General features: G+C 45.3%; 20 protein-coding genes. 6 read left to right on the top strand and 14 right to left on the bottom strand.

Features of this window, described 5'->3' with window-relative positions; all coding sequences use genetic code 11:
- Nucleotides 1–36 precede the first annotated feature (36 nt).
- Nucleotides 37–633, top strand: coding sequence for a dihydrofolate reductase family protein (locus PAEVO_RS08620; RefSeq protein ID WP_100537176.1), 597 nt, complete (start codon nt 37–39; stop codon nt 631–633).
- Nucleotides 634–987: 354 nt separating this feature from the next.
- Here PAEVO_RS08620 and PAEVO_RS08625 read toward each other — a convergent pair whose 3' ends face one another.
- Together PAEVO_RS08625 and PAEVO_RS08630 are read right to left on the bottom strand one after the other, a co-directional pair.
- Nucleotides 988–2061: a Gfo/Idh/MocA family protein gene (locus PAEVO_RS08625; RefSeq protein ID WP_100537177.1), complete on the bottom strand. Its 1074-nt coding sequence runs from the start codon at nt 2059–2061 to the stop codon at nt 988–990.
- Nucleotides 2062–2082: 21 nt separating this feature from the next.
- Nucleotides 2083–3243, bottom strand: a complete 1161-nt coding sequence (locus tag PAEVO_RS08630; RefSeq protein ID WP_100537178.1) for a Gfo/Idh/MocA family protein — start codon at nt 3241–3243, stop codon at nt 2083–2085.
- A gap of 158 nt (nt 3244–3401) precedes the next feature.
- On the opposite strand from PAEVO_RS08630, the gene PAEVO_RS08635 reads away from it, so the two are divergent.
- Nucleotides 3402–4271 (top strand): AraC family transcriptional regulator, encoded by an 870-nt coding sequence (locus PAEVO_RS08635; protein ID WP_100537179.1) that lies wholly within the window; start codon nt 3402–3404, stop codon nt 4269–4271.
- 280 nt (nt 4272–4551) lie between these two features.
- On the opposite strand, the gene PAEVO_RS08640 is transcribed toward PAEVO_RS08635, so the two are convergent.
- The 8 genes from PAEVO_RS08640 to PAEVO_RS08670 form a co-directional block, all read right to left on the bottom strand.
- Nucleotides 4552–6012 carry a multicopper oxidase family protein gene (locus PAEVO_RS08640; protein ID WP_100537180.1) on the bottom strand — a complete coding sequence of 487 codons (1461 nt, stop codon included), beginning with the start codon at nt 6010–6012 and terminating at the stop codon, nt 4552–4554.
- 137 nt (nt 6013–6149) lie between these two features.
- Nucleotides 6150–6362 (bottom strand): hypothetical protein, encoded by a 213-nt coding sequence (locus PAEVO_RS08645; protein ID WP_100537181.1) that lies wholly within the window; start codon nt 6360–6362, stop codon nt 6150–6152.
- 637 nt (nt 6363–6999) lie between these two features.
- A complete protein-coding gene (locus tag PAEVO_RS08650; protein ID WP_100537182.1) occupies nt 7000–7350 on the bottom strand; it encodes a VOC family protein in 351 nt (116 codons plus the stop codon).
- 203 nt (nt 7351–7553) lie between these two features.
- Nucleotides 7554–8276, bottom strand: coding sequence for a VOC family protein (locus PAEVO_RS08655; RefSeq protein ID WP_100537183.1), 723 nt, complete (start codon nt 8274–8276; stop codon nt 7554–7556).
- Nucleotides 8273–9160: an RNA polymerase sigma-70 factor gene (locus PAEVO_RS08660; RefSeq protein ID WP_100537184.1), complete on the bottom strand. Its 888-nt coding sequence runs from the start codon at nt 9158–9160 to the stop codon at nt 8273–8275. Before PAEVO_RS08660 ends, PAEVO_RS08655 begins: the two co-directional genes overlap by 4 nt.
- A 27-nt stretch (nt 9161–9187) precedes the next feature.
- Entirely contained in the window at nt 9188–10462 is a 1275-nt protein-coding gene (locus PAEVO_RS08665; RefSeq protein WP_100537185.1) for a phytoene desaturase family protein, read from the bottom strand.
- Nucleotides 10463–11021: 559 nt separating this feature from the next.
- On the bottom strand, nt 11022–11192 hold the full coding sequence (locus PAEVO_RS33740) for a hypothetical protein (RefSeq protein ID WP_165789640.1): 171 nt from the start codon (nt 11190–11192) through the stop codon (nt 11022–11024).
- Nucleotides 11193–11442: 250 nt separating this feature from the next.
- Nucleotides 11443–11979, bottom strand: a complete 537-nt coding sequence (locus tag PAEVO_RS08670) for a dihydrofolate reductase family protein (protein WP_100537186.1) — start codon at nt 11977–11979, stop codon at nt 11443–11445.
- Between the two features lie 349 nt (nt 11980–12328).
- Between PAEVO_RS08670 and PAEVO_RS08675 the strand changes: the two genes are divergently transcribed.
- A complete protein-coding gene (locus PAEVO_RS08675; RefSeq protein WP_100537187.1) occupies nt 12329–12589 on the top strand; it encodes a dehydrogenase in 261 nt (86 codons plus the stop codon).
- A 216-nt stretch (nt 12590–12805) separates the two neighbouring features.
- Here the strand turns inward: PAEVO_RS08675 and PAEVO_RS08680 are convergent, their stop codons facing one another.
- The gene (locus PAEVO_RS08680) at nt 12806–13189 is read right to left on the bottom strand and encodes a MerR family transcriptional regulator (protein ID WP_100537188.1); all 384 of its coding nucleotides are present in this window, start codon (nt 13187–13189) and stop codon (nt 12806–12808) included.
- Between the two features lie 231 nt (nt 13190–13420).
- Here PAEVO_RS08680 and PAEVO_RS08685 point away from each other — a divergent pair, with 231 nt between their 5' ends.
- A complete protein-coding gene (locus tag PAEVO_RS08685) occupies nt 13421–14176 on the top strand; it encodes an SDR family NAD(P)-dependent oxidoreductase (RefSeq protein WP_100537189.1) in 756 nt (251 codons plus the stop codon).
- A gap of 329 nt (nt 14177–14505) precedes the next feature.
- Here PAEVO_RS08685 and PAEVO_RS08690 read toward each other — a convergent pair whose 3' ends face one another.
- On the bottom strand, nt 14506–15414 hold the full coding sequence (locus PAEVO_RS08690) for a DMT family transporter (RefSeq protein ID WP_100537190.1): 909 nt from the start codon (nt 15412–15414) through the stop codon (nt 14506–14508).
- A 101-nt stretch (nt 15415–15515) separates the two neighbouring features.
- Between PAEVO_RS08690 and PAEVO_RS08695 the strand changes: the two genes are divergently transcribed.
- Nucleotides 15516–16406 carry a LysR family transcriptional regulator gene (locus PAEVO_RS08695; protein ID WP_100539377.1) on the top strand — a complete coding sequence of 297 codons (891 nt, stop codon included), beginning with the start codon at nt 15516–15518 and terminating at the stop codon, nt 16404–16406.
- 362 nt (nt 16407–16768) lie between these two features.
- On the opposite strand, the gene gap is transcribed toward PAEVO_RS08695, so the two are convergent.
- Nucleotides 16769–17770 carry a type I glyceraldehyde-3-phosphate dehydrogenase gene (gene gap / locus PAEVO_RS08700; protein ID WP_100537191.1) on the bottom strand — a complete coding sequence of 334 codons (1002 nt, stop codon included), beginning with the start codon at nt 17768–17770 and terminating at the stop codon, nt 16769–16771.
- 105 nt (nt 17771–17875) lie between these two features.
- On the opposite strand from gap, the gene PAEVO_RS08705 reads away from it, so the two are divergent.
- Nucleotides 17876–18730 carry a helix-turn-helix domain-containing protein gene (locus tag PAEVO_RS08705; RefSeq protein ID WP_100537192.1) on the top strand — a complete coding sequence of 285 codons (855 nt, stop codon included), beginning with the start codon at nt 17876–17878 and terminating at the stop codon, nt 18728–18730.
- A gap of 127 nt (nt 18731–18857) precedes the next feature.
- Here the strand turns inward: PAEVO_RS08705 and PAEVO_RS08710 are convergent, their stop codons facing one another.
- The gene (locus tag PAEVO_RS08710; RefSeq protein ID WP_100537193.1) at nt 18858–19781 is read right to left on the bottom strand and encodes a ketopantoate reductase family protein; all 924 of its coding nucleotides are present in this window, start codon (nt 19779–19781) and stop codon (nt 18858–18860) included.
- Between the last annotated feature and the right edge of the window lie 95 nt (nt 19782–19876).

A 19876-nucleotide genomic window follows, 5' to 3' on the forward strand; every position in this document is an offset into this window, starting at 1 on the left:
AATAGTCAGTAATCCAGATGTAGGAGGAACTCAATTATGAGAAAAATTATTGTGCTTGAACATGTCTCCCTTGATGGTGTCATACAAGCCCCAGGCGAGCGAGACGAAGATATCAGCGGCGGTTTCGCATATGGCGGGTGGTCAGCGCCATATTCTAACGAGATTGTTGGAACGCTACTGAGAAGGCAGATGAACATGCCGTTCGATCTGTTGTTAGGGCGCAAAACCTATGAAATTTGGGCACCGTATTGGCCGCAACATGCGGACGTATGGCCGAGGGCCAACAAGGCAACCAAGTACGTCGTCTCGAACACCATGACATCTGGCGTATGGCAGCCGTCCGTGTTTTTAAGTGGAGATATTGCGGGAAAAATCACTCAAATCAAGCAACAGCAAGGACCAGATTTGCACGTTTGGGGAAGCGGTGATCTCATCCAGACGCTTATCAAGCATGATTTGGTGGATGTGTTCTGGCTGATGATATATCCTATAACGTTGGGCAGTGGAAAGCGGTTGTTTGCTGATGGCACTACCCCGGCAGCATTTAAGGTGACGGAAAGCAAAGTCGCCCCGAATGGCGTTATTGTCGTGAATTACGAGCGTGCAGGCGCAATCACAACCGGAAGTTTATGAATATTCGCGCAGTGTCAGGCAGCTAACATCAAGTTCAGCGTGCAGGAAAACCTGTCGCTTAACTAACCGGTAACATTAGTTCAATGAAACAGCGACAGTCTAGGACTTTTTTTCTCGTCCATGGCAGTCGCTGTTTCGTTCGCAGGATGGATTGTGGTTGAGCGGCCATTTAAAGCTGCAAACGCGATTGCTGTTCGTCCTGTCTGACTAGTCGAACCGATGTTGGCGGCGTACTCAGGAGAAGCATTAAAAAGAGGTCTAGGCTCTCTCTGCCTAGACCGTGCTATTGATGATATCTTAGTGAACCCCGTGAAGTCTCACAGAAAATCATCTATTCTATAATTCTTGAATTCACTACGTTATCCGCATAGCTTTCTGCTGCGCTTTCAGACACAGTTCTGCCGCCATAAAAGCATGCGCTTGGGTCATGGCTTTCTCGGTTCGATTCAAGCAGTCGAGAATCAGTTCGCCGAAGAAGGGATATCCAACCTTACCGGACACTTGAAAATGATACTCTCCTTCTTTGTTGACCAGATAAACATGATCGCTGGCACGGTCGCGGGCGATATCGATATACTTTCTTAGCTCGATGTATCCTTCCGTACCCAAAATGAGCGTACGACCGTCCCCCCAAGTACCTAACCCGTCCGGTGTGAGCCAGTCAACTCGGAAATAATGCGTGGCTCCGTTATCCCCTAACAGTGTAGCGTCGCCGAAATCCTCAAGCTCCGGGTATTCAGGACTATGGTAATTACCGACTTTGCTGTGGAGCACCTCCGCCTTCTCGCAGCCGGCGTAAAAGAGAAATTGTTCAACTTGGTGACTGCCGATATCGCAAAGGATCCCTCCGTAGCGTTCCCTTTGAAAGAACCATTCCGGCCGGGAAGGTGCATTCAGGCGATGCGGACCGAACCCTGTCACTTGGACTACTCGGCCAATCGCGCCTTGCTGGGTTAGCTGTCCGGCATAAACCGCCGATTCCACATGCAGCCTTTCGCTGTAGTACACCATATACTTTCTTCCGGTTTCACGAACTTTTGCTCTGGCCGATTCCAGTTGCGTAAGCGTCGTAAACGGCGCTTTATCCGTAAAGTAATCCTTACCTGCGTCCATGACCCTAAGACCGAGCGCGCAGCGTTCCGATGTAACTGCCGCGCCTGCAACCAGGAGAACGTCCGGATCGGAAAATATCTCGTCTTCCGATGAAGCGATTTTAACTTGAGGAAAGGTCCGCGCGAATGCCTCAGCTTTGGCGGGGTCGCGGTCATATACCCACTTTAACGTTGCTCCCGCTTCGATCAGCCCGTTCACCATACCGTAAATATGTCCGTGGTCGAGCGCAACAGCGGCGATGATACATTCGCCCGGCTTCGCCACCGGACTGGGCTTCCCCTTCGGGGCGTAGTTCATTCCGTCGCTTTTCTGCATAATGATAAGCCTCCACCATCATCATTGTTTTTCGCCATAATTGCTTCCTGTCGTGATCTTCCCATCCTCAAAATTCTCAACGCTCTTGCCCTTTTGATAAAAATAAGGAATATTTTGTTGGGCACCTTCTTGTGTATAGAAGGGATCATCCTTTCGTAGCGGAAGTTGTACGTTCTCTCCCATGCTTGCGGATTTGTAGATGCTCATGATCAACTCCAATGTGCTGCGGCCGTTTTCTCCGTCGATGAGCACCGGCGTTCCCTTCTCGATCGCGCTCAGCACATTGTCGATCTGACCGGCATGGCCTTCGTACGGCAAATCCGGCAATTCGTCATAGTATTTCTGAATTTTTTCTTCCAGTTCCAAATCGCGTTCAGGGAATCCGTTCGGCAAGGAAGTGGAAGCCGTTACCCGCCATGGGGCGGAAATCCGTGCAAACTGTCCTTGGAAGACGTATTGCTGCTCTTCTCCGTGGTGGACGACCGAGCTGGTAAGTTGTCCCAAAGCTCCGTTCGGATATTTCATCATCGCGATGGATAAATCCTCAACCTCGGCATTGTCATGCGCAACGTTAGCCATGTAAGCTTGTACGTGGCTAGGACGACCTAGCATCCACAGCAATCCGTCGATATGATGTACGGCATGATTCAGAGTGGGGCCTCCCCCCTCTTTCTCCCAAGTGCCGCGCCACCATAAGTCGTAATAACAATGGCCCCGCCACCAGAAAGAATCCACTTGGGTATGTAGAATCTTGCCGGCCAGACCGCTATCCAGCACTTGTTTAAGCTTCATAATCGGATTTCTGAATCGATTCTGGGCGATCACGGACAACACCTTGCCGTTATTCCGTGCCGCTTCGATCATGTCATCACATTCCTTAAGCGACGCTGCCATAGGTTTCTCTACAATGACATGGCTTCCTGCGTTCAGGAAATCGACCGCAACCTGCGCATGAACGTACGGAGGCATACAAATGGACACGAGATCAATTCCGTCTTGAAGAAGTTCCTTATAATCATGTACGATTTTAGCTTCCAGTCCGTACTGCTCCCGCCTCACTTCAGCCTTCTCTGGGTAAAGATCGCATAAGGCAACAATTTTACAGCGGTCCTTAAACTGCAGATAGGCTTCGATATGACTGGGCGAAATTGCACCCGTACCTATAATCGCAACCTTTAACATACGTTATTTTTGCCTCCCCACTTTATTTTTTATATAAAAATTATATCCGGTGCAGCCTTGTAAATGTGTTTGGCTATGGGGGAAAAATAACGCTAGATTGCGGATTGTATGGTATATTCAAAGCATGTACGAAGACGAGGAAGAAGGAGGCAAACAAGTTGTCATTGGTTGCAAGCAACTACAGTATCTCTCCCTTGTACTTTGCCTATAGACGTAAAAGCGAAAATTACGAGCATAAAGAGACTTTCCATTCCCATCTTGGCCTTGAAGTGTTGTACATTCATCAAGGAAGGGGAACCATGATCGTTAACAACCATAGCTATGAGATTAAGCCAGGCATGCTTTGTATATTTCAGCCCTGTCAACTCCACCACCTAAAGCTTGAATACGACGATCATCAATGCTTCGAACGTTCGATTGCGATTTTTGAACCGACCGTGTTTGATGCTTATTTTAAACAGTGGCCCGCTCTCCATGAATTTTACAATTATATTTATCTAGGCAATCTTCCTTTCCCTTGTTTATATGAGGTCGACGACCCTTACCTGGACGGTGCATACAAGAGCATGAACGATCGATTCCCGACGCTGTCCGACACGGAAAAATATGAAGAAATTTCGCTGTTTCTTGTCGCACTTTTTCGCTCCTTGAAACCAATCTGGGATAAGCGGAAAGAACGGAGTTCAACTTACCAAACCCGTAAAAATCATCGGGTGGAGCACATCTTAACCTGGATTGAAACGAATTATACGATTCCTTTCCGATTGGACGATATGGCGAAGTCGCTGCATCTATCTCCCTACCATTTGTCACATCTCTTTAAAGAAGCGACAGGGATCAGCATCACGGAATACATAGCAGCCCGAAGGATTCATCAATCCATACAGCTCCTTGCGACTACCAAAAAACCGATCTCGCTTATTGCGGAGGAGATTGGATTAACAAATAGCTCTTATTTTTGCAAATGGTTTAAAACGCATATGGGAATCACGCCGCATCAATATCGCAAAAAATGGACGAGTACCTAAATAACGGGAATGCGCCTATTTATATTCAAGCATGCCCGATTCAGCACAACCTCTGATATTGCGGAATCCTCTTCTTGGCTCAGGTAAGGCTTTTATCTCTCTCTCTTCTATAGCAGCAAAAAAGCCTGATAAGTCAGGCTTTTTTAACTTTAAGAAATGTAGACACCTTTGTGTCATTAGACATAAGAAGAACCGACAAGAACATATATATAAAATTTCGGTTAACTCCGTTTCTTCCTATGGAGCACTCCTTATACAATGGCTTGCACTGTGTCTTATATTAATGGTCATGACCTCTCTTGCTTAACTCTTTCGATACTTGGGATTCGGTGCCTGGTTCGACAATGACAAACTGCCCCATCATACCGCTATCCTCATGATACAATAAGTGACAGTGATACATGTACGGCGTATCGGGATCAGGATAGCTTCCAAAGTCGACGGCCAGTCTGACTGTAGTGCCATTCGGAATAAAGACCGTATCTTTTCTCCCACGCTCATACAATGGCGGCACTTCTCCATTCTTGTCCATTACGGTGAATGCTGCATCATGAATATGGAAGTTATGATCCCAACCCTTATTCGTGATCTCCCATATTTCACGTGCCCCAGCCGGAACAACCTCATCAATACGATTCATATCCATTTCCTTGCCATTAATTGCAGATTTCGTTGTGAGTTCGAATTTACGTACCTTTACATTTTCGGGCACATCGATGAGCGGCTCAGCGGTAAGTTGATCCGGGAGTTGCGACGAAGCCGATAAACTTGCATCAGCGATAATCTTTACGATATCAAACTCCCCATTTTCAATTCCGTCTTTGCCTGCAAAGCTGTGCAAGATCGTTTCTTCGCCAGCTTCAAACTCCACCACGATCTCTATACGTTCACCCGGACTTAGCAACAAACGATCTAATAAAACTGGTTCGGGTATAAGTCCCGCATCATTGCCGACCAGATAAAATGAACGATTATCTGAAAAGCCGATATTATAAGCTCTCGCATTCGAACCATTCAGTAATCTAAAACGAACCTGACTTGCAGTGATCTCCAGGTAAGGATCGAGTGTCCCATTTACCAAGATTTGATTGCCCAACAATCCAAACGGAGTCATACTCATATTCTCGTTAAAAGACCCGTCGCCCTTAAATAATTTATCCTGGATAATAATCGGGATGTCGTTAACTCCATATTCCGAAGGCAACTTTTTAGACTCTTCATCCTCCACGATAAATAGTCCTGCAAGACCGCGATAAACGTGCTGCGCTGTCTTCCCATGCAAGTGGGGATGATACCATGTTGTCGCGGCCGGCTGCTCAATTGTCCAAAAAGGTTTCCAGGTTGCTCCTGCTTCGATCATCTGATGCGGCCCGCCGTCCATTACTGCGGGTAATCGCATGCCATGCCAGTGCAAGGTTGAGCTTTCATTCAATTGATTGATCACATCGAAAGAAACTTGGTCGCCGCGCGAAACTCGGAGGGTCGGCCCTAAATAAGATCCGTTAATCCCCCAAGTCGGTGTCTGCTTTCCTTCCAAAAACTCGGTTGATCCTGGCTGCATGGTTAAGGCAAAGTGTTTCTTCCCCTCCGAATCTGTGATTGGCTCAAGTATTGGCGGAATTTGCAATGGATTCTTAAATTCGAGCTTACCGACGTTAGTGGTCGTATCCCCTTCACATCCGACTAAAGAAAATGCTGATAAAATGAGCAGCAGCATGAACAGTTGAAGGTATTTTTTCATTTTTCTATACTCGCTTTCCTCATCGTTGTTGAAATCAAATTAAATTTTGTGCAATTTTAATTGCTATTGCAATCAATCCTGAGCATAATCCCCAAATGGCATTGCGGTAATAATCTTTTCTCCTTCACATATAACACTCAATCTTGTCCGGCTTTGTTTGTAAAACGTCTGGCCAGCATGACTGCGGCTATACCCCCGGCTAAAGGCAATATCATAGAAAGAGCTCCGATGAGCGTTACCGGAAACGCGTCCATTTGCCGCAACACGATCCGCACGATGAATTGAAAAAGGGTAAACCCTCCTAATATGCCAACAACAAAAGCGAGAAACAGCATTCCTGTCTTCTTCATTCCTAAGTCTCCCCTATGTCTCCTTTTATTCTCAATAGATCTACATGTGACTCGTTCATGTAATGATCATATTAGACGAATATTGTGAACTTATGACAATGAGTTGCGGTATCTGTGAATTTTTAAAAAGATATTTTAGAAGCAGAAATCATGGACGAAAAGAAAATGTGGAGAAAGACGGTGAGAAGCTATGAGCCATACCCTGTTAATCGAGGATGGCGAGGAAAAAGTAATCGAGTTTATCGTTCCGCTCCTTCAGCACCGTTAATGACGTTGTTAGGCCTTTTCCACGATGGTTCCAAACCCATAGCTTCGTTCGTGATACGGGGTCTACCGCACCTAGCAGCTCAAATATGGTTCTTTGGTGATCGTGAGAGAACAGTTTTTCTTACGGGATCATTGCCCCTAAAGCCGTCACATTCTCACGGTTCCCCCATCGTAAAACGAACACAAAAAAGGCCAACCAGAAGATTCTGGCTAACCTGATAATACGAACCGCTAAGAAAATAACAACTTTCAATGGAACAATGTTTTTGTCCTCCGACACATTTATATTGCTTTCTTATTCGATTTGTCACCCACTCGAACTCATCTATAGAAGATTATCAAATGCAACTATATATACTAAATTTAATGTTTAAAGATGGATAAGAATATTGATAAGTTTCCCGAATGGGTCCCTAACAAAAAAACGCCGAACCCCCCATGGCTCCTCAGTTGGTCCATACTCAATTGGAATTCCTGCTTCTTTTATACGAGTTAACGCGTCATCAAGATCATCAACCTCAATTGACAGATCAGGCACAGGCGTCCCAGAGCCACCCTCTAATAGGAAACTAACCTGAATGCCCATTTTCTCATGCGAACCGTATGTTGCAATAAATCCCATATCCATTAGTTGATCAAGTCCAAGTACTTCCCCGTAAAAGTACGAAGCTTTGGAAATGTCCTGCGTCTCAATATTTGCAACAATTCGTTTGATCTTCATTTTTCATCCTCCTAAAGTTTTGATATCAAATGTTAACTCAACAATGGTCCCGTTCGTGGCAAACTAATCCTTCAGCTCTCAGAGTACCATAGATTTACTTTTACGCTTTCAATATGCTAAAACCTACCCGCGCGTATTGAGCGCTGCCGACAGCAAAGAGCGGGTTGCGGTCATTTTTTGTACTTCCATCGTTTAATCCCTCCTTAGACTGGCCTTTCGGAAACCGCACGAATGGTGTAGGGGTACGGATCCAATTGAAACTCCCCTTCTTTAGGATCGAGAATCGTCATTTGAATCGGGTGAACTTCTGGAATCTTCATTGAAGGGTACCATCCGATGGCCATATCCCCCAGGATGAACATTCCGTACTCGTCACCGAGCATCTGAAACGTCTTTCCGTCCCCGATATAACGCATGACGTCAAACCGAGAGTTTAGACGTTGGATTGTTTCCGGTACGCTGCCGTGAAGCGGTAAGCCGATCTCGCTGACATTCAGAATGGATTCATGATCAAAAGGCTCTGTTGAGGTATTGTCCATTCGATGCCGAGCGATGAACTCCACCAGATTCCCCGAAGGATCTTCGAAATAGAAGGCATGCGCATCCGTTCCTTCGAAATAAGCGATATCTTCGTTTGCCTGGATTCCTGCGTAAGGAATGGACGCAGCGGAAAGCACCTGACATCCTTTGTCCAGAAGCCAGCTTTTTGCTTCGCGAATTTGGTTCTCAGGGATATTCATTGCCAAATGGTAGGACGGCAGTATCCTTCCCTCCTCTTCGTGAACGAAAGTCAATCGCGTTCCCCCGACAATGATCGTGATAGAATGTTCCGTTATGTCTGCTAGAGCAAATCCAAGTCTTTCTGAGTAGAACACTTTCATTTCAGCTAACCGGGTAGTTCTGAGTTCCAATTCGATGATTCTCATCTTACTACCTCCTCCAGATACTTAAGTTTGTCAGGATTTGCAACTGCATAGATGGAATGAATCCTACTGTCCGAAGCCTCGAACGAGTAAACGTAAGCAATACGTCCGCCGATCATCATGATGATTCCCGGGCTTGCGTTCACCGTAGTGATGATATAGGAATAGTGGCTGTCAGGACGCCTGAACCAATCCATCCATTGCATATAAAACGGAATGACTTGCGCCGCTCCGACGACGGGCTGCCGCGCGGCCGGCACCTTGCCACCTCCATCTGTATAATGGATGGCGTCAGGAGACAACAACTGCAACAGGCGGTTCGCATCCCCGGCGATCACGCTTTGGATGAATTGCCGCACTTGCGTCTCCGTAACGGTGCTCTTTGCTATGTCCGGCGGTTCATGGCGGATACCTTTCTTGGCCCGATGGAAAATTTGCCTGCAATTGAAGCTGCTTTTCCCCACCATGCCTGCAATCTCGTCGTACGGGTATTGAAATATTTCCCGCAGGAGAAAGACGGCCCGCTCGACCGCGCTTAGCTGTTGCAAAAGCATTAAATAGGCCGTTGAGATCGTTTCTCTTTGTTGATAAATTTCAGAAGGGTCCAAGCTAGCGTCTTCAAGATGCACAAGCGGCTCTGGCAACCAAGTCCCCACGTAAACTTCCCGTTGTTTCGCGGACGATTGTAACAGGTTCAGGCAACGGTTCGTTACGATTTTGCACATGTATGCCTTTACGTTCCTGATATTTGCGTCGGAAGGCAATTGGTTCATCGCCAGGAAAGAATCCTGCACGATGTCTTCCGCATCCATGACGCTTCCGAGCATTCGATATGCCAAGGAGAACAATAATGTCCGATAAGTTTCATATAGTTGTTCCGTGTCCATACAGACCTCCTTCTCGATATCGTCCGTTTAGTTCGCGAGAATATGAAGTGAAGCTCGCTTGGCGCTTGCTGCCGCCCCGCCTGCCAAATATTCACCGTGTGACACCCAATCTCCAGCCACGTATAAACCCTTAATCTGAGGGACGGCAGGACCTGGATTCTCGACCCGCTTCATATGTGGAAAGTCATGAACGACCGTCATCTTGGGCAAATACTGCTCCGCCACCACTTCCCGTCTCCAACCGGGATGAACGAGATCCATGGCTTGTTCAAGTTGGCTGCGGTCTTCTTGCGCATGGCTTCCCTGCACTTGAAACTTGATCATTTGATACACTTGAACGTCATCGTTCTCACAGAGTTCTAGCCCTTTGATACGGGAGGAGTTGATCATAAGGACCGGTTGATCGATGCCGTAGACGAATTGATGCTGCGGTGTGGGAAGTCGACGGAGCCCGATATCCAAACAAGCGGCCGTGATCGGAATGGCCTGCTGCTCCCACGTCCGCAGGGAAGTCAGTTCGGCTGATGGAACCAACCGGCTTGATATCTTCGGCGCTGTCGTCAGGATCACATAAGGAGCCTCAATCGTTTCGCCATTCTCGCATCGAACCCGCTGCACCCGTCCGTCATCATGCTCAACGGAAATGACTTTCCTACCTGTAATGACTTCCACGCCGAGCCGACGTGCTTCCGAACACATCTCTTCGATCAGGGATCCCCATCCTTTCTTCAAATAATACACTCCCGTGATGGAACGCTGCATCTGCCTGAACAAGGGTCCTGCCACTTGTAAATCCGGAGCCTGCACGTATGTTCCTCCTCGGGCCAGCACGTACAGAAGATGACGTACCATCGGGCTTCTCACGTGCTCCTCCATCCAGTCTCGCAGACTCATGTGTGGAATCGTGGCCGTGTCAAGCTTGAGGATCTTCAAGAGGATGGCTCCGAACCTGTATTTGTCAGTCGACGATAACAAGGAAGTCTTAAGCAGCGAACGGATCGCAGCCGGAAATGGGTGCACCTGCTCTTTCCAGATGCCGTACGGGGTGAACTCGTCGACTTTCCGAAAAATATCCGGATTTACGTTCAATTCCTGAAAAATGTCGAACGCGTCCCCGGCATAGAGTGCATGCGAACCCAAATTGAAGCGTATTCCGTCCTTCATGTTTGTGATCGCCCTTCCCCCCATCTGATTCTGACTTTCCAAAACGACGACGCGTTTTCCTCCTTTTGCTAAATAAAGAGCTGCGGTCAGTCCGGCAATACCTCCACCAACAATCGCCACATCATACTTTGCAACCATTCGAAGAAACCTCCTTCATGCGCTGTCATTAAACAAGACAGGAAGGAGGCGGAAAATGTGACAAAATGAAAATGCAATGTAGAAAAAAGAGCAACCCGAATATCGCAGCCCACATTGAGCTACGCAAGAAATTATTTACTTCAAACAAAAAAAACGCATTTATGCGACTTTCAAAGTGTATCATGTTCATGTCGTCGGACACATATTGAGTTACGATAAGATCATTAAGAGAATGAAAGGGTATTTGACCCGTTTTCTCACAACGTGAATTGTTACAGACGCATGAGATCACCGACTTTCTGAAATAAAGAAGCATTGTGGCCTAACGTCATCGACAGTGGTGTGTCGGGGCCTCAGCAAACTAACTGGCCATATAGTCATCCGGTACTGCCTGAATTTATCGGGGGTCTGAGTATTGCAGATCCGCATAATGGGGCCGTGGTTGAAATTCCTTCGCTGATGATCAGCTTAAGTTTGCCGTCCTTCGAATCGGTAATCGGCTCAAGTTCTTGTCCTTGGCTCGGGACAAGAATTTGTACCGATAAAACAAAAAAAGCCGCTAATAGCGACCTTCAAAGGGACTATGTTCTTGTCCCCCGACAATATATTGAATTCCCCTTCCTTCTGGATCGATTTCCTTAGACTTAAGAGCGACTGCTCTTTTTATCATATAATGATTCAAGCCATTTTCTATACGTTTTCTTAAAACATAAGTCTTTAATTCATCCATGACCTGTTTCCTGATTTCTATTGGTATATGTTGGACATGTAATCTATTTCTGTTCGAAGATAATAAAGTGTTAGACTGAGGTTATTGATTTGACGCCGTTATAGAGTTGGAAAGTCGTCAGCATTTGAAAAATAAGTTCTAGACTAACACACAGTAACCCAAACAGCGGCAAGAATGAAAAAATAAAGTCATAGACCGCCGCTGTTTTATTGAACTATCGCCCCTTTAGGTCGCTGAGTCAACCGCAAAACTAAGCTGGAACGTAGGTCAACCTGATCACCTGCTCGCCAATTCGATCGCTCGCCACGAGGCGCAGCGGCAGCCGCGGACCGGCGAAGAACGGCTTGCCGTGACCCAGCACGACTGGTTGGAGATAGAGTCGATACTCATCAACGAGACCGAGCTCCGTTAGACTGTGCGCCAACTCTGGCCCGGCAACTTCAATTTCCCCTTCATGCTGAGCCTTCAGCCCACGTATGGCCGCTGAGAGGTCGCCCTCGATCAGAGAAGCGTTCGGACCGACGGACTTTAACGTCCTCGACACCACCCACTTCGGTTTGCTTTGCCACGCAGCTGCGTATTCCCGTTCCGGCGCATCCCATTCAAAATGGTCTCCATCCCCGTCCCAATACCGCATGGTCTCGTACATGCGGCGCCCGTACAGGCAACCCGTCAGACCGCGCACGTCTTCGATGAAATGACGGAATAGCACAGGGTCGGGCTGAAACGCCATATGGTCGACGAACCCGTCCAGAGACTGGTTCAACGCAAAAATAATCTTTGCCATGAGACTGACTCTCCTCTCTGGTTTTCTCGCACATTCATCATTAGGATTACACGTTCCATATGCAGCCTCCTCTAGATCTTCATTTTATCATCCAACAGCATGCCCGGTTTCTCATGGATTGCTAATGTGCACAACCCGACCGAATACAACTTTAGCTTTTTCGACTAGGAATGAGCGGCTACATCGTTGTTCTCGAAGCGGGAGACAATCTTCGCGACCTCAGCTACGTTGGTTTGAAACCCGAGCGTGGTGGACTGGTGGGAAGTTACCCTGAGTATGTCGAATCGCTGGACTTGGGCGACTGCCAAAAGGCGTACAAAGTCGTGTTGCTGTACGACACGTATCTACTATGTTCCCTTTACCTTATGCCGGGAATGCCGGAATCGTTGGGGCTGGTATTCGTAATTATGCCGCGAACCTGCACAATGAGTTGAAAGAAAAAGGTGTGTTTGTCGGACATCTTTCAATCGGAGCCATGATACAACCCGGAACAACAGGGGACCCAGATGTTATAGCGGATGCTTGGTATAATTTATATGAGAAAAAGGACCATTTTGAAGAAATATTCCCTCCAGGGCTTGATCCAACTAAAATTCTTGGTGAAAATTAATACGAAAGAGATAAGACAACAATTGAAATGATAGATGTCTTATCTCTTATATATGCCTAAAGCATTCTCTAATCGACAATCGGAACATGTTCTTGTCCATCGTCAGGACTGTTACAACCATATCCATTGTTCTATTGACATATGGAGAAGTTCATTAAATCACAATTATAAAAAAATACAAAGTCGCTAAATTAGCGACTTTGTATTTGGGCATAATCAAATTTTGATGTTAGTTCGTTCAATCTGAGATTCTAATACATCATATAGAGCAAGCTTATAGTTTATTTTATCCAGGTTAAAATATAATTCCCTTATGCTCTTCTCAATTTCTTTTTTATGATGAAGCATCATCATTTTTCGTTCCGCAATCGTCGAGTCCCCTTCTTTATACAAGTATACATACTTCTGAATTTGAGCAATCGGCATCCCTGTGGCTCGAAGCGCAGTAACGAAGTGAATCCAGCTTAAATCCTCATCGTCATATAGCCGCTTCCCAGTTTCATTTCTTTTCACATGGGGAAGCAGCCCCTCTTTTTCGTAATATCGAAGTGTGGACGCCGCTATTCCTGTCAATTCAGTAACTTCCCTTATAGTCAACATAAATAGAACTCATCGCCTCCTATTAAAGTAAACTTTAATTGATTTTATGGATAATAATAATTAATACATCCAAATTTAGGTTATATAATTTGAGGAAGATATAGTTAAACCAAAGATTTCACGTTTTAATTATACACTTTTTTTTCAGTGAAAAAGTCTTGACTTCAAGTGAACTTTATCTTTTATGATACCAATGTAAATTAAAATGATTTCTGAGAGGATGAAGTTACAATGGCAAATATCTCAATCGTTACTGGCGGCAGCCGCGGACTTGGTCGCAATACTGCCATCAGTATTGCACGTCATGGCGGTGATGTCATCCTGACCTATCGTAGCCAAGCAGAAGAAGCAAAGTCTGTCATTGCTGAAATTGAAGCCCTAGGGCGTAAAGCAGTCGCTCTACAACTTGATATGGGGAACATTTCCAGTTTTACTGCCTTTGTTGAGACAGTTCGTTCGACCCTGCAGTCAACCTGGAATAGCACCACTTTCGATCATCTGGTGAACAATGCCGGCTACGGAGAAATGACCGGCTTTACCGAAACTACAGAAGCTCAGTTCGACGGCCTGTTTAATGTGCATGTTAAGGGTGTGTTTTTCTTGACTCAGGCCCTTCTGCCGCTTCTTGCAGATGGTGGTCGTATTGTGAACTTCTCAACGGGTCTTACTCGCGTTTCTTTTCCTGGATTCTCTGCCTACTCTGCCGCAAAGGGGGCGGTCGAGATTCTAACCATCTATTTGGCCAAAGAACTTGGTCACCGAGGTATCACCGCTAATACCATTGCACCTGGAGCAATCGAAACCGATTTTCTAGGAGGTTCTGTACGCGACATACCTGCTTACAATGAAACGTTTGCCGCGATGACTACCCTTGGTCGAGTCGGGGTACCCGAGGACATTGGTCCCGCAGTCGCCAGCTTACTTGGTTCCGACAATCGCTGGGTTAACGGGCAGAGAATCGAGGTCTCGGGTGGTCAGAACATCTGATCGCAAGTAATGGCAGCAAAGACAATCCGTGAAACTGGGGCCGTTTTCGAACGAATTCGACCATATTGTGTGTCTAAGGATAGTGTCAGCTATGTTGGACTAATATTGAGTTACAATAAGTTACCATGTTATTGTCACGAGCTGCTTCCTATGATCCACTCTATTCTATCCCTAGTTAAAGAAGCAACGGCAGCCGATCTCTTGGTCGACTGCCGTTACTTCATTATGGGGTATCATTTCCTGATAATTCAAATAAACTTTATTTCATTAGGTTAAACCAATTGATCCATATCATGAGTAATAACGATGTTGCTTTACCCCTGCCTTGCCTACATATCCCCCTTTAACATATTGCCCCGCTTTTGCAGTGATTTCATTTTGAGGTTTACAAGCGCAATACCAATGATAATTAGAATAAGTCCCACTACCATCTTGGTAGTAATCGTTTCTCCCAAAAAGAGAACGCTGATCACGATCGCAATGAGCGGGACCAGAAAATTAAACGACCCGATTTTGCCGGCTTCGCCCGATCTGACAAGCAGAAAGAAGACGAGCCAGGTCAAGGCCGTACAGAAGATTGCAATAACCGATAACGTCGAGATAAACGTCTGATTCCAAGCGATATCCGTCCAGTTTTCAATGGTAGTACCCGCTATCAACAATACAATTCCACCAAAAATCATCTGAAGGGTAGTCAACCAGATCGCATCGACTTTATTAGATGTTTTCTTCATATAAATTGTGCCGAATGTCCAAGTAATCGTGCTGGCCAAGCCAAGCAAAACACCAACGGTCGAGATATTTCCAGAGCCATCGTTCATGCTGATAACAGCGACTCCTATAAAGCCTAGAATCAAGCCGACTATTTTGAAACCGTTCATGGATTCACCTAACCACAACCAAGCTCCGATTCCGAGAAGAACGGGCTGCATGAACACGATTGTCGAAAATAAACCGGCAGGCATCATATTCAGTCCAAACGTTTGAAAACCGAAAAAGAGAATGATATTCAGCAAACCGGAGATCAGGTAAATGTGCCAAGTATGCTTCAAATTAACATATCTATAACGCGGTAAAGCGATAAGAAGCAAAATGAGACCTCCGATCGTGATTCTCAAGCCGGCGAAAAGCAATGGGGGTGCAAATTCGAGTGCATACTTGGACAACGGCCAGTTCACCCCCCACATTGCGACTAAAAAGGTTAACAGGATAACAGTAAGTGTTCGCGAGAGTTGCATTTATCTTCATCGCTCCTTTGTGTAATGGTGATTACCATGGTACAATGGATCAAATTATAAATAAAATGCATGTTTATTATGAAGGAGATATCAAAATTGTTATGACACATTCGCAATTGATGTTGTTTGTGAAAATAGTCGAGACTGGTAGCTTTACCAAAGCCGGTGAGCACTTAAATATGACACAACCTGCCGTCAGCCGCGCCATCTCAACGCTTGAATCGGAATTAGGAGTCACTCTTATGATACGGGAACGAAAAAGCGGAGTTATTCTCACCGATATCGGCTTGCGCTTACTGGCCATATTCAGAGAGATTTTGCAAGGATACAATAAGGTAGAGCAGGAGGTAACCGCTGAAAAAGGGTTTGAAGTCGGCTCCGTTCGTGTCGGGGTGTTCCCGATTGTGTCCGCGCACTTCTTGCCGAAAATATTGCGGATCATTGGGGAGAACCATCCGGGGCTGACATTTGAACTTTATGAAGGAACCATCGAGGAGATTAAAAAATGGCTAAACTCCAGAATAATCGATGTCGGTTGGATTATACCGCCGAGCAACGAACTTGAAACGATTCCGTTCTTTCGAGATGAATTATGCCTGGTCCATCGGGATGATCATCCATTGCAAAGCCGCCAAACCATTCATATTACGGATCTGGACAATGAACCTATGATTGTGTGCAAAGGTGGGTTTGTAACACCCATTTTTGAGCTATTTAAGCAGTTTGGAACCACTTTGTACGCCAAATATAACGGCCACAACATAAACACGGCGTTGAGCATGATTCAAGAAGGGCTGGGAATCTCGATCGTATCGAAAACTTCTTTGTCGCTTTCGACACTGCCACCGAATGTCCGCATCCGGACAATTAATCCGCAACCTTTTAGAGACATTCACTTGGCAGTTCCTTCATTAAAGGAGGCTTCACACGGGGTGAAACTGTTCCTTCAAACTGCACGAGAGCTTTATTTATCCGGGGATCGGATCCACTAATTACCCCAATCAAAAAGCCGCATTCTATGCGACTCTGTAAGTAATGATGTTCATATCGTCTGATATGTTGAAAAAAATACTAACAATCAATGCAAAAACACCTCCAAAGTAGTCTTCATATCTTACGACATGATTGCATTCTCTTGAAGGTGTTTTTAATTTGTCTCACGTTATGGGGCCGGGCCAGTCTCCACTATTCAGTGAATTTGAGATCCTTTTTTATGTTTTAGATGTTATGTTCCCATGTGATGCGAACAATTTGGGTACAGCCCCTTTTCCCGTGTGATATGCCCTGTTTCACTGCTTATGGCAGCTCTTGTGGGTATTCGCTCATTTTTTAGTATCCGCTAGCCCGCTAAACATTATAATTTAGCCAGGTATTTTGCGGTACGTACTAACTGGCTGGTAAAGGAGTTCTCGTTATCATACCATGCAGCAATTTTCACCAATGTATCTGTTCCTAGCTCTGTTACCTTTGTCTGTGTAGCGTCAAACAAACTGCCGTAAGTCATGCCGATAATATCAGACGAAACAAGCTGTTCATCTGTATACCCATATTCATTCGATTGGGACTGTTCCATCTTCTTATTGACCTGCTCTGCTGTCACGGAGCCGCCTACCACTGCGGTTAATTCTGTCAGTGAGCCTGCCATGACCGGCACCCTTTGCGATGTTCCATCCAGCTTGCCATCCAAGGACGGGATCACTAGCCCGATTGCCTTTGCTGCTCCGGTTGAGGTTGGGATGATGTTGCCCGCCGCAGAACGCGCCCGCCGCAGGTCGACTTTGGCATGGGGTCCATCCAAGGTGTTCTGGTCGTTTGTGTAAGCGTGTATGGTGGTCATAAAGCCCTTTTTGAGTGGTGCAAGCTCGTTCAAGAAATACGCCATTGGCGCAAGACAGTTCGTCGTACAGGAAGCAGCCGAAACAATGATATCGCTCTTAGCCAACGTATGTTCATTGATACCGAAAACAATAGTGGGAACATCCTTCCCGGCAGTGGTGGAGATCAGCACCTTTTTGGCGCCTGCTTCAATATGTGCTGCTGACGCTTTTTTTGATGCGAAGAAACCAGTGCATTCCAGAACAACATCAATTTGCAGTTCTTTCCACGGGAGCTTTCCGGGGTCTTTTTCGGCATAGATCGGAATATCCACACCGTTCACGTTCAAGCTGTTTTCGCTATAAGAAATCTTGGCATCATAACGCCCTTGCGTGGTGTCATGCTTCAGCAAGTGCGCAAGCATCTGCGGACTTGTAAGATCATTGATGGCTGCAACTCTATATCCTTCAGTATCAAAAAGCTGCCGAAATGCAAGTCTGCCAATTCTGCCAAAACCGTTAATTGCGATGTTAATTGCCATCAACATAACCACCTTTCTGTCAATATCCAAATTATATCCCTTGAATTTTTGTGATACACTGTCATAAGTGAAGCATTTAACTATACTATCTGTCAGGTGAGAACCATGCCACAAATTGACCGCCATAAAAACAGAACGGTAAATATCGAATTTGTAGCTGCCGAGGATTTTGCACATTTCCCCTACCCGGAGCGATTTACTCTTGCTTTTGTTACGAATGGAAGTATAAAAGGGATATTGAACGAACGCCCGTTCACCATTTCAGCACCCGCTATTCTTTGTTTGTCTGCAGAGGATACGATACAAGTTTTAGATAAGCACAACGTCTCTGCATCATCATTTTGTTTTCATCCGGATTTTCTTAACTCAACCCCCCATTCTGAAACACAAAATTACTTTCCGACCGATTTGAAAATACAAACAGGTCTTTCGCTGTTTCGTAATTCTCCCGAACGAACGGGGATACCTCGCATAACCGAGAAGGCATACCCACAATTATTTGAGTGGTTTTTTGTGCTTGGCACAGAAGTGTATGCGCAAAGCGATGCACTCTGGGCATGTAGAATAAAAAAATATTTTATACAAATATTGGGGGTGCTTGAAGATTTAAACCGTCATAGCGAACAATCACCTGTGGATTTAGTTCTGGAATATATACACACCAATTATTCGGACAAAATCATCCTGGAAGATTTAACAAAATGCGCGTACTTGAACCGCGTTTCTCTCAATAAGATGTTTCAGGAAAGATGCGGGTGCACAGCGATGGGTTACTTACTGTCGCACCGCTTGAAGGTTGCGGGGAATCTTCTGACTCATACAGACATGAGCTTAAATGAAATTGCACGTGCTACCGGATTTGAGTATGACACTTACTTCATCAAACAATTTACGGCTAAAAAGGGCATGTCACCAACAGCATATCGGGAAATCTCCCGCAAGTTCTCTGCTGCCCAATAATGAAGGAAACTTTGACTGGCTGTGCATTCGTCATACCCAAGGAGTAGGCGGCTTCCCGCTGACCAGGAACGTATTCCAGCCAGTGTTTGTCACTTCATAAGGGATACCCGATAGTTTAACAAAAAAATTACTGAACATGTATTTCCGATTTGATATCATTTCGACTTAAAAATATCATTAAATCATTACTCAGCTGCACAATCTCATTGTTAGCATTATTCGCATAATCCGGCAACATCATATCCCTAACCATTTCAGTTCGTAGCCATGTCATGAAGAAAAGATCCAATAATAAGTTTGGAAATTTAAGCACCAGCTTAAGCATTGGTGGATCAATTGAAACGCCAGCTTTTTGTATTGCCCTTAGATACGCTTTTAAAGTGACTGTTATTTTGCGTGCCGTCTTTCTGGTTCTGGCTGTTTTTTTGTCAATTATCTTATTCTCAGAATGCAAAACGCTCAACATGGCAATGTCTGATACGGAATGTGTAATTAGATACGCTTGCATATCCTTTTTAATAACGTAGGGAAGCCTTGCTGCTTTAAATATTTTTGCAAGGTTTTCTATGCGTTCTGTCAATACACCATTAATTTCTCCAAATGCAGTTGCCACTATAATCTTTGGTAGAAATCGAGCATGCAATACTCCATCTTTAATCTGTCCGCCGAAGCCGGGAAAGGCTGGTAAAAGCCTATCCCCTACGATATCCAGCCACGAAGAAAATCCAATTGAATTATTAGTCATCGTAACTATATTTTTGCTTTGATTATCTTTTAGCGCTAACAACGCTGATTCAGACCGATCATAACGAACGGTAACGAAAATATAATCGTATACATCGTCATTTTCGAGCGTATCAATGACATTCACCTGGATCGATTTAACCGTACCTTTTTCTTTATATTGCAGGCCATTTTTTCTTAATGATTTAAATCTATTAGAACGTGCAAACAGGGTAACGTCAACCCCCGCCTCAATGAGCTTAATTGCGTACATGCTCCCGATAACACCTGCCCCAAAAATTAAAATTCTATCTTGTTTTGCTGACATTAAAACCACCCCTACTTAGTAAAATTTCCCTTTGATTACCAGACAACATGTTGTATGATGTGAGTTTAAAACTTTATTATTCCTTGATCAACCAT

The sequence above is a fragment of the Paenibacillus sp. GM2FR genome, from assembly GCF_002803325.1.
GTDB lineage: Bacteria > Bacillota > Bacilli > Paenibacillales > Paenibacillaceae > Paenibacillus_AQ > Paenibacillus_AQ lautus.

What these genes read in the sequence shown, in the direction of transcription:
- PAEVO_RS08620 (WP_100537176.1), top strand. Translation starts at nt 37, where the DNA reads ATGAGAAAAATTATTGTGCTTGAACATGTCTCCCTTGATGGTGTCATA.
- PAEVO_RS08625 (WP_100537177.1), bottom strand. Translation starts at nt 2,061, where the DNA reads ATGCAGAAAAGCGACGGAATGAACTACGCCCCGAAGGGGAAGCCCAGT.
- PAEVO_RS08630 (WP_100537178.1), bottom strand. Translation starts at nt 3,243, where the DNA reads ATGTTAAAGGTTGCGATTATAGGTACGGGTGCAATTTCGCCCAGTCAT.
- PAEVO_RS08640 (WP_100537180.1), bottom strand. Translation starts at nt 6,012, where the DNA reads ATGAAAAAATACCTTCAACTGTTCATGCTGCTGCTCATTTTATCAGCA.
- PAEVO_RS08645 (WP_100537181.1), bottom strand. Translation starts at nt 6,362, where the DNA reads ATGAAGAAGACAGGAATGCTGTTTCTCGCTTTTGTTGTTGGCATATTA.
- PAEVO_RS08650 (WP_100537182.1), bottom strand. Translation starts at nt 7,350, where the DNA reads ATGAAGATCAAACGAATTGTTGCAAATATTGAGACGCAGGACATTTCC.
- PAEVO_RS08655 (WP_100537183.1), bottom strand. Translation starts at nt 8,276, where the DNA reads ATGAGAATCATCGAATTGGAACTCAGAACTACCCGGTTAGCTGAAATG.
- PAEVO_RS08660 (WP_100537184.1), bottom strand. Translation starts at nt 9,160, where the DNA reads ATGGACACGGAACAACTATATGAAACTTATCGGACATTATTGTTCTCC.
- PAEVO_RS08665 (WP_100537185.1), bottom strand. Translation starts at nt 10,462, where the DNA reads ATGGTTGCAAAGTATGATGTGGCGATTGTTGGTGGAGGTATTGCCGGA.
- PAEVO_RS33740 (WP_165789640.1), bottom strand. Translation starts at nt 11,192, where the DNA reads ATGGATGAATTAAAGACTTATGTTTTAAGAAAACGTATAGAAAATGGC.
- PAEVO_RS08670 (WP_100537186.1), bottom strand. Translation starts at nt 11,979, where the DNA reads ATGGCAAAGATTATTTTTGCGTTGAACCAGTCTCTGGACGGGTTCGTC.
- PAEVO_RS08675 (WP_100537187.1), top strand. Translation starts at nt 12,329, where the DNA reads ATGTTCCCTTTACCTTATGCCGGGAATGCCGGAATCGTTGGGGCTGGT.
- PAEVO_RS08680 (WP_100537188.1), bottom strand. Translation starts at nt 13,189, where the DNA reads ATGTTGACTATAAGGGAAGTTACTGAATTGACAGGAATAGCGGCGTCC.
- PAEVO_RS08685 (WP_100537189.1), top strand. Translation starts at nt 13,421, where the DNA reads ATGGCAAATATCTCAATCGTTACTGGCGGCAGCCGCGGACTTGGTCGC.
- PAEVO_RS08690 (WP_100537190.1), bottom strand. Translation starts at nt 15,414, where the DNA reads ATGCAACTCTCGCGAACACTTACTGTTATCCTGTTAACCTTTTTAGTC.
- PAEVO_RS08695 (WP_100539377.1), top strand. Translation starts at nt 15,516, where the DNA reads ATGACACATTCGCAATTGATGTTGTTTGTGAAAATAGTCGAGACTGGT.
- gap (WP_100537191.1), bottom strand. Translation starts at nt 17,770, where the DNA reads ATGGCAATTAACATCGCAATTAACGGTTTTGGCAGAATTGGCAGACTT.
- PAEVO_RS08705 (WP_100537192.1), top strand. Translation starts at nt 17,876, where the DNA reads ATGCCACAAATTGACCGCCATAAAAACAGAACGGTAAATATCGAATTT.
- PAEVO_RS08710 (WP_100537193.1), bottom strand. Translation starts at nt 19,781, where the DNA reads ATGTCAGCAAAACAAGATAGAATTTTAATTTTTGGGGCAGGTGTTATC.